The sequence below is a fragment of the Acidobacteriota bacterium genome (genome assembly GCA_009691245.1).
Taxonomy (GTDB): Bacteria; Acidobacteriota; Terriglobia; order 2-12-FULL-54-10; family 2-12-FULL-54-10; genus SHUM01.
The window spans coordinates 1-18,342 of record SHUM01000010.1 but is presented as its reverse complement, the minus strand read 5'-3'; the positions used below and the strand labels follow the sequence as shown (position 1 = coordinate 18,342).

Genomic DNA, 18,342 nt, shown 5'->3' with positions numbered 1-18,342 from the left:
GCTAGTCCGTGTCCCGGCTGGCCAGCCGGATCATTTCGATGAACCCGGAGACGATGCCGACCAAGACAAAAACAATATTCAGGTATGTCTTCGTGAAGACCCAGTCCAGGAATGTGCCGATCAGCCAACCGGCCACCAGATGCGAAGGAATCGTCATCCCAATCGCCGAGTAGCGGGCAACCTGTCCCCACGCGGAAGTCTTCTTCACCGGCTGTTTATTCGGCGCAGACGGACCAGATGGTCCTGGAATTGAATCGTTGGAAGTCATACCGCCACTAGTGTACAGCAGACCTTAGCGGAGAATGGAGGCGACAGTGTTTCCCGCAATATTAATAATGGGATCAGGATAAAGGCCGATGAACAAGGTCATCGCCAAACTGATGCCCAGCGCCAGACGGATGCCGGGCGCCATTGCCGGCGCGACGTTGTCGGTGGCTTCGCGGGTAAACATGGAAGTGACAATCTGGAAGTAGTAGTAGAGCGAAACGGCAACGTAGAGGACTGCAACAACCGCCAGCCCGTAGTGGCCCGTCTCAATCAGCGATAAGAAGATGAAGTACTTTCCAATAAACCCTGCGGTGGGAGGAATTCCGGCAAGCGACAACAGGAAGATCAGCATCAGCACGGCCGCCGTTGGAGACTTATAGATCAAGCCCGCAAAATCGTCGATCTCATCGCCGATAATATCCTTGCGACGCATGGCCACAATCACCGCCATCGCGCCAAGGTTCATGAAAGTGTAGACCATCAGATAGATCACAATGCCCTTCAACCCGTTCTCATTGCCGGAGATGATGCCGAGCAGCATATAACCTGCGTGCGAGATGGCTGAATAGCCCAGCATGCGCTTGACGTTGGTTTGCGTGATGGCCGCGAGATTTCCGATGGTCATGGTGGCAATGGCCACGCCAATCACCAGGGGGAGCCATACGTCGCGCACCGAGGCCAGCGGGACCAGGAACATGCGAATCAAAAAGGCAAACGATGCGGCCTTGGGGCCCACGGACATGAAGGCGGTAACGCAATGCGGCGCGCCTTCATAGGCATCCGGCAGCCATTGGTGGAATGGGACGGCGCCGATCTTGAAAAACAAGCCGCCGCAGATAGTGATGACAGCGATGAGCACTAGCGGGTCGCCAGCCGGGCGTTGCGAAATGGACGACGCAATAATTCGCAGGTCGGTTGATCCACTCAGTCCATAGAGCAGAGACATGCCGTAAAGCAGAATGCCGGAGGAAAACGCTCCGAGCAATAGATATTTGAGCGCCGCTTCATTCGAGCGGCGGTCACGACGCAGATAGCCGGTGAGAATATAAATCGAAATGACCATCAGCTCGAGGCCCATGAAGAGCGTGATGAGGTCCATGCCGATGGCCAGAAAAATCATTCCCACGGTGGCCATCAGCATGATGGCGTAATACTCCCCGCGATTCTCGCCTTCAATTTCAAGATAGCGGATGGATATAAGAATGGAGAGAGCCGCGGCGATCAGGAACAACCACATGAAGTAGATGCCGAAACTATCCACAATGACCGCGCCGCGGAAAGCCTCCAGGGCGTCCACGCCAGCCATACCCATCTGGTGCTGCAAGCCCAGTGGCCACGGCCCCAAGCTATAGGCGGCAAAGCCCACACCAGCCAGCGCCATGACGGCGTTGAGATACTTCTGCTCTGGTTCCAGCATCAGATCCGTCAGCAGCACGCCGATAGCGAAGAGCGTGAGCAGGATGGCTGGCTTGAGCACCAGAAGATCAACCGAGGAGAAATATTCGTTCAGCATATTTTCGATCTAACGTAGTCCCGTTTTCTAAATGGGGAAACTTTTCGAGCTTCCCCGCCCTATTGCCCGACGTAATGATGGGGAGCTACTGCTCCGCCGGGGCCCCGCCGCCAGCTTCCTCTGCTGCTTCCGGAGCCGCCGGAGGGGGAGGCGTATATACACCGCCTGCGTAATAGTCGGGCCGTACGCGCCGCACGATGCGCTGCACGGGCTTCTCCAGCACATCGAAGAATGGCTTGGGGTACAGGCCAATCCAGAATGCCCAGATGATCAACGGAATCAGCGTTACCGCCTCGCGGAAATTGACGTCTTTGAGTTCTTTGTTCTTGGGATTGTCGAGCGTTCCAAACATGGTCCGCTGATAGAGCCACAGCAGGTAGGCCGCGCCGAGCACAATACCCAGTGTTCCGATGGCAGCCCAGGTTCTATTGGCTTCAAATGCTCCCTGCAAAATCACAAACTCTCCTATGAACCCGTTCAGCGTTGGCAGGCCCAACGAGGACATGGCAACGATGAGGAACATGGTGGCGTAAACCGGCATGATGTGCGACAGGCCGCCAAACTCCGCGATTTCTCGCGTGTGCCGCCTCTCGTAGATAATACCCACTAGCAGGAAGAGCGCGCCGGTCGAGATGCCGTGGTTGATCTGCTGGATAATGCTGCCGGTGATGCCATTGGGGTTCAGCACGAAAATTCCCAGGGTGATGAAGCCCATGTGGCTGACAGAAGAATAGGCGACCAGCTTCTTCCAATCTTTCTGCATGAGAGAAACCAGTGCGCCGTAAACAATACCGATCAACGAAAGCGTAACCATGGCGGTCATAACCCGCGAGTCGCGCGCGGCGTCTGGGAGCATAGGCAGCGAGAAGCGCAGGAAACCGTAAGTGCCCATCTTCAGCAGAACGCCGGCCAGGATCACGGAGCCAGCCGTGGGCGCTTCCACGTGGGCGTCCGGGAGCCAGGTGTGGAAGGGGAACATGGGAACCTTGATGGCAAATCCGACGAAGAAGGCGGCGAAGAGCCACAGTTGCAGGTTGAGCGGCATGCTCAGATTGGAGAGCGTGGGAATATCAAACGTCCAAACTCCGGAGACGCTGTGATTCCAGAAGTAGATGGCCAGAATGCCGAGCAACATCAACACGGAACCGGACAGCGTATAGAGGAAAAACTTAATCGCCGCATAGAGCTTGCGCGGGCCGCCCCAGATGCCGATCAGAAAATACATGGGCACCAGCATGACTTCCCAGAAAACGTAGAACAGGAAGAAGTCCATGGACATAAAGACGCCCATCATGCCCGTCTGCAACAACAGCAGGAAGATGTAATACTCTTTCACTCGATTCTCGATGTAGGTCCAGGAGCACAGCACGCCAATGAAGCCCAGCAAGGTCGCCAGCATGATCAGCAAATAGCTGATGCCATCAATGCCTAGCGCATAGCGCGCACCGATGGAGGGGATCCACTCCGCGCTTTCCATGAACTGAAAGCCGCCGTCACTGTTGTCAAACCAGAAGACCAGCGGGAGCGAGACCAAAAAGCCGAGGAAGGCGATGACGTTCGCCGACCAGCGGATGAGGGTCTTGTTCTCGTTCGGGAGAAACAGCATGAGCAGCGCTCCCGCCAGCGGCAGGAACATCACGATGCTTAAGATATGATCATGGAACCACATTCTTCTATTCCTCGACTAATCTTTGTCTAATCCCCGGTCAATCACAGTCGTTTGCCGATTACTTAAACAGGTAATAACTGAAAAAAATCAGCAATCCGGTCAAAATCGAAAACGCATAAAGCTGCACTCGCCCGGTTTGCAGAATGCGCGCCGGGTAGGAGGTCAGGTTAACAACCAGCGCAGTCAACCGCACTGCGCCGTCCACAATCCACTTATCCCACCACATGGAGACAGTAGAGATGAGGCGCGTAAGCCAGGCCACGCCATTCACACCACCGTCGATGATGCGCGCGTCGAATTTGCTGAGGGCCTCGCCGCCATTCATCACCAGGCCGCGCACCAACACCGCGTTGTAAACCTCGTCCACGTAATACTTGTTTTCCAGAAGTTTTTGCACGCCGCTGAAGTTCTGGGCGATGCTGTCGCCGGCGGCGCGGTTCTTGATGAAGAAATAGTAGGCCAGAGACAGACCGGAAAAGGCGACGATCACCGACAGCGCCATCAGCATGTACTCGGTGGAGTGAGCGTGTTCGCCGTGCGCAGCGTGCTCTTCCAGAATTTTCGCGCCGGGACCCAGCACCGGCTCCAGCCAATGCTCCAGATGGTTGCTGCCACCAAGCACAGTCGGCCAGCCGATCCAGCCGCCAGCGAGCGACAGGACGGCAAGGACCATCAGCGGAATGGTCATGACGGGAGGCGATTCGTGCAAATGATGTGCTGCGTGATGATCCACGCGTGACTCCCCGTAAAATGTCATGAACATCAGCCGCCAAATGTAGAAGGCGGTCAGTCCGGCGGTAATAAGGGCCACGCCGTAAAGCAAAATGCTTGAGCCGACAGGACTAATAAAGGTCCGCCAGAGAATTTCGTCCTTGCTGAAAAATCCTGAAAATAATGGAGTGCCGATGATGGCCAGCGCGGCAACGAGGAAGGTCGCGTGCGTGTAGGGAATTTTTTTCGCAAGCCCGCCCATTTTGCGCATGTCCTGCTCGCCGGACATGGCGTGGATCACGGAGCCTGCGCCAAGGAAGAGCAGAGCCTTGAAGAAAGCGTGGGTCATCAGATGGAACACGCCTGCGCCAAATGCGCCGACGCCGCAGGCCAGCACCATGTAGCCAAGCTGGCTGACGGTGGAGTAGGCCAGCACGCGCTTGATGTCATATTGAGCGATACCGATGGTTGCGGCGAAGATCGCCGTGAATGCTCCGACTCCGGCGACCACGGCCATGGTGTCCGGTGAAAGTACATAGAGAATGTTCGAGCGCACCATGAGGTACACGCCCGCCGTGACCATCGTCGCCGCGTGGATCAGCGCGCTGACCGGCGTGGGGCCTTCCATGGCGTCCGGCAGCCAAACGTAAAGAGGCACCTGCGCTGACTTGCCTGTTACTCCGATGAACAGAAGCAGCGTAATCGCGGTAATTGCGGCGTCGCCGAGGTGATAATTTCCGCTCCCGGCTTGCGCGATCACGTTGGTGTAACGGATCGATCCGAAGGTGGCCAGCATGGTAAACATGCCGAGGACCACTCCGGCATCTCCTACGCGGTTGGCGATGAAAGCCTTCTTGCCGGCATCGGAGGCGGACTTCTTGTGGAAATAGAAACCAATCAGCAGATAGGAGCAGACGCCCACGCCTTCCCATCCGACAAACAACAGGAGATAGTTATTGGCCAGAACCAGCGTAAGCATCGAGAACATGAACAGATTCAAGTAGCCGAAGAAGCGATAGAAGCCGCCTTCATGCGACATGTAACCGGTTGCGTAAACGTGAATCAGGAAGCCGACTCCGGTTACCACAAGAATCATGATGGAAGACAGAGGGTCCAGCAGGAAGCCCCAGTCAGCGCCGAGATTGCTCAACTGGCCGTTGGCCATCTGGAAAGAAGCACCCGGAACCCAGGAGTAGAGAATTTTCTCGAATTGCCGTTCCGGCAGGGACGAAAGCTGATAGACAGCTCCGACTGAAACCAGGAATGACATAAACACCATGCCCGGGCAGATGATGCTGACCAGCCAGTTGGGCAACTTCTTGCCAAACAGCAGCATGGCCACGGCCCCGGCGGCGGGGAACAGCGGAATCATCCAGATGAGTCCAAGAAAGTTCATGTCGTCATTAGCGCTTCCAGTGGCGCATTACCATTTCATCAGATCAATTTCGTCAGCCTGTATCGTTTCTTTGTTGCGGAACAGGGCAATCACAATGCCCAGTCCCACGGCGGCTTCCGCCGCGGCATCCACGATCACGAAGATGGCGAAGGCCTGTCCGTTCACCGATTGCAGTAAATTGGAGAACGCCACCAGGTTAATGTTCACCGCGTTCAGCATCAGTTCGATCGAGATCAGAATGATAACGACATTGCGGCGTGTCAGCACGCCGATCATCCCGATGGTGAACAGTGCCGCGCTCAGAAACACATAATGCGCGGTGGGTACAGGGGGCATTGCGAAACTTCTCCTTCAAACTCTTGGTCCTTCAATCGATCCAGTCCTACCGTGTCCGCATGACTCGGGATAACGCTTACTTCAAATCTTTTTTGGCCAGCACGACCGCGCCGATCATCGCCACCAACAACAACAGTGAGGCCAACTCGAAGGGCAGCAAGTAATCGCGATAAAGCGCCAGCGCGATCAACTGGGTGTTCGGTTGCAGCGATCCGCCGGCGGGTTCAGCGAAATAAAAACCTTCCGCACCCTTGAATATGAAGTAACCCAGCTCGGCCAGCAGTGCGCCAGCGCAGATGACCACGATCTTCCACTGGCCAGAGAACTGCTTTTTCTTCGCCGCCTCGTCCAGATTAACGAGCATGATCACAAACAGGAACAGCACGGTGATGCCGCCGATGTAGACAATCACCTGAACCGCCGCCAGAAACTCGGCGTGCTGGTGCAGAAAGAGTCCCGCGATGCCCAGCAGCGTCGAGATCAGCCAGATCACGGCATGAACCGCGTTGCGGCGGGTAATGGTAACCACCGCGCTGACGAGAATCATCGTCGCCAGGGCATAAAAAAATAAACTAGGCAGTACGCTTTGCATCAGCTTCCCGAATCCTAATCGACTATGTCTCTTTCACCGCTGGCCTATCTCAGGCCAAACGCGGCAAAAATCTGTTCACGCTGCATCACGATACCGGTAACGATCACGTTGGCGATGGCGAGGGGAATCAGCCAGCGCCAACCGATGTTCATCAACTGATCGTAGCGGTAACGAGGCAGCGTAAAGCGAATCCAGATAAAGGTGTAAACTCCCATGAAGACCTTCAGCATAAACCAAAACAAGCCGTGAACGGCTTCCATCACTGGCGGCAACAGGCAGGCCAGTCCTGCCAGAATAAAGGCTCCGCCGAGGCCGACCATGCCCAGTTTCTGTGGCTTGCTGGGCTTGCGGTCCAGACCAATCAGGCAGGCCCCACCTAACCCAAGCAAAACCAGCGCGGGGGCGAAGTTAAGAAATTCAAGCGCCGCAACATTTGGAAACGGACGCAGCCAGCCGCCTAGAAACAGGATCGTCATGATGGAACAGACGATCACGATATTGGCGTATTCAGCCAGAAAGTACAGAGCGAAACGGAAACCGCTGAATTCGGTGTGATAGCCCGCAACAATTTCAGATTCGGCTTCCGGCATATCAAACGGCGCGCGATTGGTCTCGGCGAGTGCGGCGATAAAATAAATGACGAAGGCGACGGGCTGGCAGAAGACAAACCAAATCCCTTGTTCCTTCTGCGCCATCACGATGCCCTGCAAACTTAAAGTTCCAGCCAGCATCAGGCCACCGATCAGCGCGAAACCCAGCGCTATTTCGTAGCTTACCAACTGGGCCGTCGAACGCAGCGCTCCCAACAGCGGGTAGTTGCTATTGGAACTCCATCCACCAAGAATGATCCCAAGAATGCCTACGGAAGTAAGCGAAAGAACCAGGAGCAAACCGATGTTGGTATCGGGGACCGGCAGCTTATCGCTCATCGGAATCAGAAAGACCGCCACCAGAGCCGTAACTACCGAAATAATGGGCGATATCCAAAATATCCATTTGTCGCTCAAGGTCGGGATAATATCTTCCTTGATCAGCAACTTCAGCGCGTCGGCCAAAGGTTGCAGAAGGCCGTGCGGTCCCACGCGCATAGGACCCAGGCGCACCTGAATGTCCGCCATCACCTTGCGTTCCAGCAGCACGATGTAACCCGCCAGCAGCGGGAACACCAGCAGGATGACCGCGCCGTAAACGAACGGCCAGATGAACGGCTCAATTGCGGCAGGAATCTGCAACACTTAAATCCTCTCGATACTTTCTAAATCTCGTTGCCACGTTTCTTTAACGATCCACTTCACCGAGAACAATATCAATGGTTCCAATCACCGCCACCACATCAGCCACCAATAGGCCACGCACCATGCGATCCAGCGCCTGCAAATTGATGAAGGAAGGCGGGCGGACGCGAATGCGATAGGGCTGGGTGCTGCCATCGCTGACCACGTGGTAGCCCAGCTCACCCTTCGGGGCTTCAATGGCGTGGTAAACCTCTCCCACCGGCGGCTTCATGATCTTGGGCACCTTGGCCATCACGGGCCCTTCGGGCAGCTTGTCCAGGCACTGGCGGGCGATGCGGATCGATTGCCGCATCTCTTCCATACGAACCACGTAACGATCAAACGTATCGCCGTTCTCGCCGACCGGAATATCGAAATCAACTTCGGCATAGGCCGCGTAGGGTTGAGCTTTGCGCAGATCAAACTTCACGCCACTGGCGCGCAATAGCGGGCCAGTAACACTGAAATCAATGGCCTCTGCCGCGGTAAGAATACCGACACCCTTGGTGCGCTCCAACCAGATACGGTTGCCGGTCAGCAGCGTTTCATATTCGGCAATCTTCTCCATGAACTGATTGCAGAAAGCCCGGACCTGCTGATCAAACCCGTCGTAGGTCTCATACTGCAGCCCGCCGATGCGGAATGCATGTGTAGTGAGACGCGCGCCGCAATAGTTCTCAAAAATCTTAAGGATCTCCTCGCGCTCGCGGAAACAGTAAAACAGCGGCGTGATGGCTCCCAGATCGATGGCATGCGTGCCCAGCCAAAGCAAGTGACTCGAGATCCGGTTCAGCTCGGTGAGGATGGTGCGCACGAAGCGGGCACGCGGGGGTGCCTCGACGTTCAGGAGCTTCTCGATGGTCTCGCAATAGCCCAGCCCGTTGGAAACGGCGGCGACGTAGTCCATGCGGTCAACGTAGGGGGCAAACTGCGTGTAGGTGCGATTCTCGGCGATCTTCTCCACCCCGCGGTGGAGATAGCCGATCACGCACTCGGTGCCCAATATCCTCTCGCCATCCAGCTTCAGGATCACGCGCAGCACGCCGTGCGTGGACGGATGCTGCGGCCCCATGTTGATGACGAGCTCGTTCGTGTCGAGGAACGTGGCGTTGGGGGCCAGTGGGGGGATGACGGGAGGCGTGGTCGCCATTAAGCGATTCTCCCCGAAAGATGTAATTTGCCAGATCGCATAATTTCTCTATGTGCCCAAACCCTATCTACGTGCCCACACTTAAAATCACTACTGCCCACTCTGAATATGCAGATTCTCCCGCACCCACTTCTCATCCTGCTTCAAAATTCCGTAATCCTTGCGCAGCGGGTGCCCTTCCCATTCATCAGGAAGCAGAATCCGTTTCATGTTCGGGTGATGATCAAAGCGGATACCGAACATATCAAAAACTTCCCGCTCCATCCAATCGGCGCCAATCCAAACGGACATCACGCTCTCGATGGACTCCGTTTCACCAACATAAGCCTTTACGCGCAAACGCTCATTGCGAGTAAATGAGAACAACTGGTAGATGACATCAAAGCGCCGCTCGCGCTTGGGATAATCCGCAGCGGTCAAATCGGCCAACAACGCAAACGATGCTTCGTTCTTCAAATATAAGCAAACCTGGAGAATGGTCTCCCGGGGAACGATCAGACAATTTTGTCCGAGGTATGTCCAAGCCTGAACGTCCTGATCCGGAAAAGCCTGCTTGACGGTCTCGGCCAGCTCACCCGTCCACGGATCGCCACAAGGCGCCGAAGGCTCCTTGGCCACCGGCTTCGGTGGTGGAGTTGGAGTTGCAGCTGCTGCGGCCGGTGCCGGAGCAGGCTTCTCGCCTGTAGGTTCGAGTGTTTTTTCGTCCGCCATCCGGTCCTGTTCGCTGATCCCTATGAATTTGCCGCTACTTGCAGTGGAACCTTAAATTTTTATCACACCGTGGAAATCGGTGTCAACGGTTGATTCCATTCCGGGAACGATATTTTGGTGAAAAGCGAATGTCTGAAACGCGTTTTGGCAGCAGAGTTAGCTATGAATTGAGATAAAATCCTTCGCCGTATGGGATCGAATACCTCAACCGCTGTTCCATGTGTCTAAAAAGGGCCTACCGAAACATCGAACCTTCATTGTTTCCGCTTGATGCCAGGGTTTAGATTGCCTAAAATTCTCGTAGGACCGTTCCGTTTGGATGGTTTAACGCGGGTTGGCATGTAAAGAAATTGGGGCGGCTGGATAAAATGAAACAGATTCGCCTGCTCTACGTTATTTTGGCGGTGATGCTGCTGGCCAGCGTCGGCCCTCTGATTTTCTATGCCTCCAAGACTATGGAAATCAACCGACGGGCTCTGGAGACAAATGAGATTCTCCTGCAGAACACGATCACCCGGTCGATCGCTGAAGAAATCGCTATATATCGAGAAACCTTCAACCAGATGCTGGACAACATGGACGGCATGTTGAATGCTCGCTCCGACCTGGTAAAAGGGCAGAATCAATTTCAGAACCCACAACTGCGGTCCATGCTGGAGCAGGTGGTGGGCTCCTCTACCCAAGTGATCTACGCCACCATGTTGGATGCTCAAGGCAAAGGCATCCAGGCGGGCAACTACAATATTGAAAGCGATCTATTCCTGGTCCGCACATTGGAGCGCGGATTCACGGCAGCCCAGCAACGCCGCCAATTCCAGAGTGATCCTGTCATCGTCAACCGGGGCCAGGAACTATTCCCCGCCATGCTGGTCTCGCGCCCCATCATTCGAGATGATCAGTTTCAAGGCATGACCGCCGTCGTTCTGAACCTTCAGTTTCTGGTGGAACGCCTTCGTTCCAGCAGCACCAGCGGGTTGCACGCCTTCATCGTTGACAACACTGGTCGGCTCGTTCTGACTCCCAACGTCCAGGACCAATCCGTCGGCCAATCCATGGAGAACTCCCCCATCGTCAAGATGTTCCTAAGCTGGAAAGGCAATGTAAAAGGAGCGGAAACCAGCGAATTTAACCTGGGAGAGAATGGCGAAGCAGTTCCCATGGTGGGAACCTACTGGCCGGTGCAATCCGTCGGCTGGGCAGTCATCGCGCAAAAAAAGCGGGACGACGCCTATTCCGCCGTTCGTGAAGTCATATCCGCCACCACTTCCTGGGCCGTAGTCGCGCTGCTCATGTGCATCGGCCTATCCTACGGTTTGAGCCTCTGGGTGGTCAGACCCATCCGTGTTTTAACCGAAGCCAGCCGTGCCATCGCCCAAGGAGACTTCTCCAAGCGCATCGAATTGCGTAACCGCACAGAGATTGGCGAAATGGCCGCCACCTTCAATCACATGACAGCCGATCTGGAGCTTTACGTCGACAGATTGAAGACGTCAGCGGAGCAAAATCGGCAGCTCTTCATGGAATCGATCCGCATGATCGCCGCGGCAGTCGACGAAAAGGACCCCTACACGCACGGACACTCCGAACGCGTCTCGCGCTACTCCGTGTTAATCGCCAGGCATCTAGAGATGCCCGAAGAAGAAGTGGATCGCGTTCGTATTTCCGCTTTGCTGCACGATATCGGCAAGATCGGCATTGAGGATAAAATCCTGAAGAAACCGGGCATGCTGACCCCCGAGGAGTTCGCCATTATGAAGCAGCATCCGCAGAAAGGTGCCGCCATCGCCAACCGAGTCGCACAGTTGCGGGAGATGGTGCCTGGAATCGAGCTGCACCATGAGTGGCTGGATGGCCGCGGCTATCCCTACGGACTCAAAGGCGATGATATTCCGTTGATGGCGTGCATTATTTCCGTGGCCGACACATTCGACGCCATGACCACCCACCGGCCCTACCAAACGGCAATGGAGCCTTCCGTGGCCATTGAATACATCCGTTCCTGCGCCGGGCAGAAGTTCAATGCCGATGCCACCGCCGCACTCGAAACTGTCTATGGAAGCGGGCTGTTGAAAGTTCAACGAGCCGCGGCACTGGTCTAGCTTTACGTTAGTCTAGTTGCTTTTGGCCCTACCTTTCGCCGTGCACAATGCATTCCTCATGCGCAATCCCACATGAGGCAATTCTGCTAAACTAAATCTAGCTGGGTTTTCAACTGAAATTTGGGGGCCATTTCATTTGGCTGGACTGGAAAGGAACAATCTCCCGGACATGCCGCTCCGCATAATGGCAGCCTCCGGATGGGTAACAACATGAGCGCACTCGTATCTTCGACCCATGGAATCAGGCCCTCGAAACGCACTGAGCAGATCCGTTACGCCATCCGCGACGTGATGCTCATTGCCGAGCAGGCCCGCGCCGCCGGGAAGAAGTTGCTCAGCCTGAATATCGGCGACCCGCGCCTCTACGATTTCCCCACACCGCCGCACATCATTGCAGCCGCTCACCGCGCCATGCTCGACGGTCGCAATGGATATGCGCCATCGGCTGGTGTCCCCGAGGCTCTGGAGGCCATTCGCGCCGAGGCCGAGCGCGATGGCATTCGCAACGTTCAGGATGTGTTCACCAACTCCGGTGTCAGCGAAGGCATCGAGCTGGCCATCGCCGCGCTCACCGATCCGGGCGAAAACATCCTGCTCCCCTCGCCCGGCTACCCGCTATACGACGCCGCACTGGTATCGGTCGGCGCGGAGGGAGTCCCTTACCGGCTGGATGAATCAAACGGCTGGCAGCCCGACCTGGTTGACATGGCCCGCCAGATCAATCCCAAGACGCGCGCCATCGTGGTGATCAATCCCAACAACCCCACCGGCGCGGTCTATAGCGTGGCCACGCTGCGCGGCATCCTGGAACTGGCCGCGCGCCACGGTCTGGTTGTCTTCGCCGATGAAATCTACAGCAAAATGGTCCTGGATGGCCAGCCCGGCGACCAGCCTTTCGTGCCAATGGCCTCGCTTACCTCCGACCTGCCGATCATTACGTTTAACGGACTATCCAAAGGCTACCTGGTTCCTGGATTTAGAATTGGATGGGGCATCGTCAGCGGCCCGAAGCAGGAAGTCGCCCACTACTGCGAAGCAATTCAGAAACTGATGAGGGCGCGGCTCTGCGCAAGTCACCCGATGCAATTTGCCATTAAGCCCGCGCTCGAAGGCGACCAGAGCCACATCCAGGTGGTAAAGGAAAAGCTGCGCCGCCGCCGCGACCTGACCGTTTCCGTGCTGAATTCGTTCCCTAATATCAGTTGCGTCGCCCCCCAGGCAGCCTTCTACGCCTTCCCTCGACTGAAGACCAAGAAGAGTGATACCGAGTTTGTGCGCAATTTGATTCTCGAAACCGGCGTGATAGTCGTCCCCGGCTCGGGCTTCGGCCCAGCCAATGCGGAGGCTTACCCGGCGGCTTACCACGCCGCAGCGGACCACTTCCGCGTGGTGTTTCTTCCCCAGGACGATGTACTCGAGAAGGCCCTCCGCTTGATTGGGGATTTCGCCGGACAGGGTTAGACAAGGTTAGACAGGGCCAGGACAGGGCCAGAGCGGCAGCAACCGCCCAGGTCAGCTATACAAACTACTATTGATGGAATAGACGGAGTGACTTGCTGTGCAATTGAAGACTGACTTTCAAGGGAATGATCGCTACCTGCTCGACCCGGAACTTGCTGAATCCGTCGCCATCGCCCGCACCCTGGGTATGCCCTTGCTGCTCGAGGGCGAGCCGGGAACGGGGAAGACGCGCCTCGCTCAGGCGATTGCGGCATCCTTGAATACCACGCTCTACGAATTCCCAGTCACTTCGGAAAGTAAGATCGATCAGTTAATCGTCGATTTCGACAACATACAACGACTCACAGACGCGCAAGCCGCCATCCTGAACGCTCAGTTGAAGCAGGCTGGCGAGCAGCAACGCATTGACCTCGGCGGGCGCTCGGTGGATAACCTGAGTCACTATGTTCGCCTGGGCCCGCTCGCCCGCGCCTATCAGCACCCCGGCTCCGTGCTGCTGATCGATGAAATTGACAAGGGCAAGCGCGAATTTTCAAACAGCCTGCTCTATATTTTTAGCGAGCGAAAGATTCAGGTGCCCCATACCGGCGAAGTCATTGAAGCCGCCGCCGGGCAGATGCCCACCATCATCATCACCAGCAACCGCGAGCAGGCGCTCCCGGCCGCGTTCCTGCGCCGCTGCATCTACCATTACATCAATTTTCCAAGCGCCGAACGGCTGGAGGCCATCGTCCGCCTGCATCATCCTGCTGCCGACAAACAGTTGATGAAAGCGGCGGTTACCATCTTCTACCAACTGCGCGCCCTGAAACTGGAAAAGGCTCCGGCAACCGCCGAGATGCTCGACTGGTTCGCCTATTTGGCGGCAAAAAATCATTTGCCTGACGACCTCGATCGCCTGCCCGGCTCCTCCACGCTCATCAAGAGCCAGGGTGACCTGCGGCGTCTCTCTGAGATTCAACAGCACGGAGTCACTCAGTTATTCGAGCGTCGCTCTTCGGGACAGTATAACTAACTCTACTTGAGTCACATTAACTAACTCCTATAAGACTATCTCAATATTATGTTCAGTGGGTTTCCAGCCGTACTAAAGCAGCATGGCCTCTCCGCGGATGTGAGAACCATCCTGCAACTCTATCAGCTCATGAGTCATGGGCTGATACGCAATCTAGGCGGGCTATACTCTTTCGCGGAGCGGCTGGTCGTCAAGCAACCCCGCCAGAAAGGCCCCTATACGGTGGCCTTCTTCGGCCACTTCCTTGATATCCACATCCCGCAGGGACAGGCGCTCGACGAAGCCGTCATCCTCTCTGATGTTTTCTATAACTGGCGCATCGAGCAGGCGCCGGGCCAGTTGCCCACTCCACAATTAGTAAACGAGTTTCTGGATCATGTCCTCAACCAAAGCCCAGATTTGCAGGCTCTGGCGAATGCACTGGAAGAACTGCGAACCGACCTGTCCAAGGCGGATATCCCCTTCTTGGACGCCGGTGATGAGCAGGACGGGGTTGATTCCGATCATTCCGACAAGGACCTCGACGAGATCATCCGGCGCATGAAGGAGATCGCAGAGCAGCAGAAAGAAGCCCACAGCGGCGGGAAAAAGTACATCGGCAATCGAGGCACCAGCCCTTACGGACACAATGGGCGCGCCTCCACCGGCATCCGCGTCGGCGGTGAAGCCACTCACATGACTGCCCGCATGGTACTGAGTGACCCGAGATACTTTCCGCTCAACATGAATGAGATACTGAGTGACAGTAATACGGATGCCGCGCTGGCTGCGCTGAAAGGCATCGCTGAGAGTAGCTCGCGAGTGAGTCTGGATATCGACGAGACTATCCGTCGGGGCGCCCGCCGTGCCGGATTGTTTCTTCCTTACCTGAAAACCGATGACGAAGACCAGCTCAACGTAATGCTGTTCATCGACAACGGCGGCTACTCGATGGACCCGTATGTTCCGAATGTCCGCGCGCTCTTCCAGAAGATGAACACACGCTACGGCCATGACCTGCGGATTTTCTATTTCCACAACATCATCGGCGCGACAGTGTATAAGGACCAGAGCCGCACGCAGCACCCGGTGATGACCGAGAGACTGCTCAAGGAAGGCCGGCACCATAGTGTATTCATAGTTGGCGACGCCAGCATGTCCCCTAACGAGTTGCATGGCTACGGCGCGCGCATCTCGGGCTTTGAATACCTGCTGGAATTCGCCCTGGCATTCCCCCGGCTGGCATGGCTAAACCCTGTGCGCGAAGGCGCATGGCCGCATACGGAAACCGTTCAGGACATTCGCAGCGTCGCCCGCATGTTCCCCCTCACACCCCGCGGCATCGAGCGTGCCGTCGCTCATATGAATCAGTTCTCGCCCCGCAAGACCACAGAGGTCTGACCTTCCGCAATTCACCACACAAAATTGCTTGACTCGGTATGGCTTTGGACAAATACTCTGAGGCGTGGTCGTCTCCCATATGAGTGTGCTGGCAATGCTGATGCCGGAGAAACTGGTGAAAGCCACTCTGAGCGCGAATCAGGAGCCTTCAAAAATGATTTTTTTTAGAACCACGGCATTCATCGCGCTCTTGTCCGCAGGAGTGCTGGCAGGATGCTCTCAAAGTGTTTCCCCCAAGGAGCAAACCCCGGCGCGACCACTCACGCTGGAGCAATACAACTCTTCGCTTCCTAAAGATGTTTTCCCGGACTCACGCAGCCGCATTCCCCTCGCCCGCCGTGAATATCTCGACGATGTCGGAAAGAAAGCCTACGACGAGCGCGTCTCACCCGACTCAACATCTTTGGCTGGCATGAAAGGTCCGGGTGGGATTCGCCTTCACGCCAGCAGCAATCTCTCCGAGACGCAGGTAGATCGCCGCACACAGGAACTGGCTCGCTTAGTGGTCGCGCGCGAAATGGATCAGGTCTTCGAATGGGGCATGCACGAGCCCGTGGCGCTGAAGGAAGGGCTCGACCCGGCGATCATTGATGTGATTCGGCATGACCGGCCTCTCTCTTCGAACATCCCACCGAAAGACGCCTCCGTCATTCAACTGGGCCGCGAGTTCTTTCAGAACCACCGAGTCAGTTCAAAGACGTTTGCCGAGGCACTGAAGCACATGGGCCGCAGAAATCTGATCGACCTATGCGACCTGATGGGCGGCTACGCGACCACCGCGATCCTGCTGAACATGGTGGACGTGCATCTGCCTTATAACCGCCCACCGCTGCTACCGATGCCAGGCAAACCCACTGGCCCAGAGGTTCCGGCAAAGCAACTCACGCTCGCACAATACGACAAGACACTGCCGCCCGATGTCTTCCCTGACTCGCGCAGCCGCATCCCGCTCATTCGCCGTGATGATCTGGACGAGGAAGGCAAACGAGACTACGATGAACGGGTCTCGCCGAAAACCACGTCGCTCGCCGGACTGCAATGCCCCGGCGGGCTGGGCCTGCACGGAAGTCGCGACTTGGCTAAGACCGAAGTCGACCGCCGTCTCCAGGAACTGGCGCGGCTGGTGGTCGCGCGCGAGTTCGATCAGGTCTTCGAGTGGGGAATGCACGAGCCGGTCGCGTTGCAGGAAGGATTGGAGCCCGCCATTATCGACGTGATCCGCAATCGCAAACCGCTTGGCGGTGTCTTCGCCAAGGAAGCCGCCATCATCCGGCTTGGCCGCGAAGTTCTGCAAACCAACAGGATCAGCTCTGAAACGTTCGCGGCGGCGTTGCAACATCTGGGCAGGAAGAACTTGATCGATCTGGCCCGACTGATGGGGAACTACATACGCTCGGCAATTCTGTTGCACACAATGGACGTGCATTTGCCGTATAATCTGGAACCACGCCTACCCGTCTCTTGATTGGGCTCCGGTGTGTCTGCAACACGCGCAACTAATCGGACTACGTGAGGTACATGAAGATGAGCGAAAAAGACAAAAAGCAAGTCAGCCGCAGAGAATTTGTCCGCAGTGCAGGCACGGGAGCCGCAGCGCTGGCTGGAGCGGCGGCGATATCGGCCGTTCCAGCGCAGACCCAGCAATCCACTGCGACGGCCACCCCCACTCGATGGGATTTGGAGGCCGACGTGGTGATCATTGGCGCGGGCGCCACAGGACTGCCTGCCGCCATCCGCGCGCGCGATCAGGGCGCCACGGTGCTGGTGATCGAAGCCAATTATGAGATCGGTGGCCACGGCATTCTGAACGGCGGCCAGGTCCCTCTTGGCGGCGGCACCAGCGCGCAGAAGAAGTTTAACGTCGTAGACTCGCCCGACATCCTCTTCAAGGACCTCACCGACTGGTCGGTGTTGGAAACGAATGGCATGCCCGACTATCGCTTCAACGACCGCAGCGTGCAACGCGCGCTGGCGGACAATGAAGCGCAGACTTTTGAATTTCTCATCGAGAACGGCGTCGTCTTCGATGACATCAAGCCGGCCGTTGCGGGCGGACACGCCATCGGGAACTCCGCGCCGCGCGAGAATTACGCCCGCTGGACCAAGGGACAAAGCTGGGAGAGTCCGCGCGGCGGCGGCGGCACCACCATCTATCGCGCGCTTGAAAACAGCGCCAAGAAAAAAGGCGTGCAGTTTCTGCTGAACTACCACATGGACGTCATCTACCGCGAGAAGCCCACCGAGGGCCGCGTCGTGGGCATCAAGGCCAGCTACACGCCGAAGTTTCTTCCGGGCAGCACCACGCCGATGAAGCCGTTTCGCTCCGACGGGCTGATCGCGCGGACCACGCCCACCGTTACCGTCAGAGCGAAGAAGAGCATTATCGTTACCACGGGCGGCAACTCGGGCAATGTGAATTTCCGGCGCATCTTCGACCCTCGCCTCACCGAGGAATTCCAACTCGCCGGCGAGCCGTTCTCATCGCAGGATGGCAGCGGCGAGATGGCCGCCATGGCCCTGGGCGCTTCGTTGTGGGGCACTGCGAACCAAACGCTGGAGCGCAACGGAGCGATTCGCAAACGCGACTTGATCGGCGCGCAATATCTCTATGTCGGCTGGACGCCGGACAGCCCCATCTTCCCACTGGCCCGCGCCACGGGGCTGCGCGTCAGCAACTGGTCCACGCTAATCATGGTGAACCAGATGGGCAAGCGATTCTACAATGAGGACTCCGATGGCTGGCCTTACGGCACGCACTACGGCGATAT

The 18,342-nt window shown here is 56.6% G+C and carries 15 protein-coding genes; 6 read left to right on the top strand and 9 right to left on the bottom strand.

The window, feature by feature from the left end; all coding sequences use genetic code 11:
• Position 1 precedes the first annotated feature (1 nt).
• The 9 genes from EXQ56_04095 to EXQ56_04055 form a co-directional block, all read right to left on the bottom strand.
• Complete coding sequence (locus tag EXQ56_04095; GenBank protein ID MSO19632.1) at positions 2 to 268, bottom strand: AtpZ/AtpI family protein; 267 nt, start codon at positions 266 to 268, stop codon at positions 2 to 4.
• A 24-nt stretch (positions 269 to 292) separates the two neighbouring features.
• Positions 293 to 1,780, bottom strand: coding sequence for an NADH-quinone oxidoreductase subunit N (locus tag EXQ56_04090; protein ID MSO19631.1), 1,488 nt, complete (start codon positions 1,778 to 1,780; stop codon positions 293 to 295).
• Positions 1,781 to 1,865: 85 nt separating this feature from the next.
• Positions 1,866 to 3,449: an NADH-quinone oxidoreductase subunit M gene (locus EXQ56_04085; GenBank protein ID MSO19630.1), complete on the bottom strand. Its 1,584-nt coding sequence runs from the start codon at positions 3,447 to 3,449 to the stop codon at positions 1,866 to 1,868.
• A gap of 58 nt (positions 3,450 to 3,507) precedes the next feature.
• On the bottom strand, positions 3,508 to 5,556 hold the full coding sequence (locus tag EXQ56_04080) for an NADH-quinone oxidoreductase subunit L (GenBank protein ID MSO19629.1): 2,049 nt from the start codon (positions 5,554 to 5,556) through the stop codon (positions 3,508 to 3,510).
• A 27-nt stretch (positions 5,557 to 5,583) separates the two neighbouring features.
• Complete coding sequence (nuoK, locus tag EXQ56_04075) at positions 5,584 to 5,892, bottom strand: NADH-quinone oxidoreductase subunit NuoK (protein ID MSO19628.1); 309 nt, start codon at positions 5,890 to 5,892, stop codon at positions 5,584 to 5,586.
• A gap of 76 nt (positions 5,893 to 5,968) precedes the next feature.
• Positions 5,969 to 6,484: an NADH-quinone oxidoreductase subunit J gene (locus EXQ56_04070; GenBank protein MSO19627.1), complete on the bottom strand. Its 516-nt coding sequence runs from the start codon at positions 6,482 to 6,484 to the stop codon at positions 5,969 to 5,971.
• 44 nt (positions 6,485 to 6,528) lie between these two features.
• The gene (locus EXQ56_04065) at positions 6,529 to 7,710 is read right to left on the bottom strand and encodes an NADH-quinone oxidoreductase subunit H (protein MSO19626.1); all 1,182 of its coding nucleotides are present in this window, start codon (positions 7,708 to 7,710) and stop codon (positions 6,529 to 6,531) included.
• Positions 7,711 to 7,762: 52 nt separating this feature from the next.
• Positions 7,763 to 8,908, bottom strand: a complete 1,146-nt coding sequence (locus tag EXQ56_04060; GenBank protein MSO19625.1) for an NADH-quinone oxidoreductase subunit D — start codon at positions 8,906 to 8,908, stop codon at positions 7,763 to 7,765.
• A 90-nt stretch (positions 8,909 to 8,998) separates the two neighbouring features.
• A complete protein-coding gene (locus EXQ56_04055; GenBank protein ID MSO19624.1) occupies positions 8,999 to 9,619 on the bottom strand; it encodes an NADH-quinone oxidoreductase subunit C in 621 nt (206 codons plus the stop codon).
• A 368-nt stretch (positions 9,620 to 9,987) separates the two neighbouring features.
• Between EXQ56_04055 and EXQ56_04050 the strand changes: the two genes are divergently transcribed.
• From EXQ56_04050 to EXQ56_04025, 6 genes are all read left to right on the top strand, one after another.
• A complete protein-coding gene (locus EXQ56_04050) occupies positions 9,988 to 11,718 on the top strand; it encodes an HD domain-containing protein (GenBank protein MSO19623.1) in 1,731 nt (576 codons plus the stop codon).
• Positions 11,719 to 11,928: 210 nt separating this feature from the next.
• Positions 11,929 to 13,179: an aminotransferase class I/II-fold pyridoxal phosphate-dependent enzyme gene (locus tag EXQ56_04045; GenBank protein MSO19622.1), complete on the top strand. Its 1,251-nt coding sequence runs from the start codon at positions 11,929 to 11,931 to the stop codon at positions 13,177 to 13,179.
• Positions 13,180 to 13,366: 187 nt separating this feature from the next.
• Complete coding sequence (locus EXQ56_04040; protein MSO19621.1) at positions 13,367 to 14,194, top strand: MoxR family ATPase; 828 nt, start codon at positions 13,367 to 13,369, stop codon at positions 14,192 to 14,194.
• A 48-nt stretch (positions 14,195 to 14,242) separates the two neighbouring features.
• The gene (locus EXQ56_04035; protein MSO19620.1) at positions 14,243 to 15,574 is read left to right on the top strand and encodes a hypothetical protein; all 1,332 of its coding nucleotides are present in this window, start codon (positions 14,243 to 14,245) and stop codon (positions 15,572 to 15,574) included.
• A 79-nt stretch (positions 15,575 to 15,653) separates the two neighbouring features.
• On the top strand, positions 15,654 to 17,039 hold the full coding sequence (locus EXQ56_04030) for a carboxymuconolactone decarboxylase family protein (GenBank protein ID MSO19619.1): 1,386 nt from the start codon (positions 15,654 to 15,656) through the stop codon (positions 17,037 to 17,039).
• Between the two features lie 59 nt (positions 17,040 to 17,098).
• Positions 17,099 to 18,342 (top strand): FAD-dependent oxidoreductase (locus tag EXQ56_04025; GenBank protein ID MSO19618.1); only part of this gene is annotated, 1,244 nt, incomplete at its 3' end.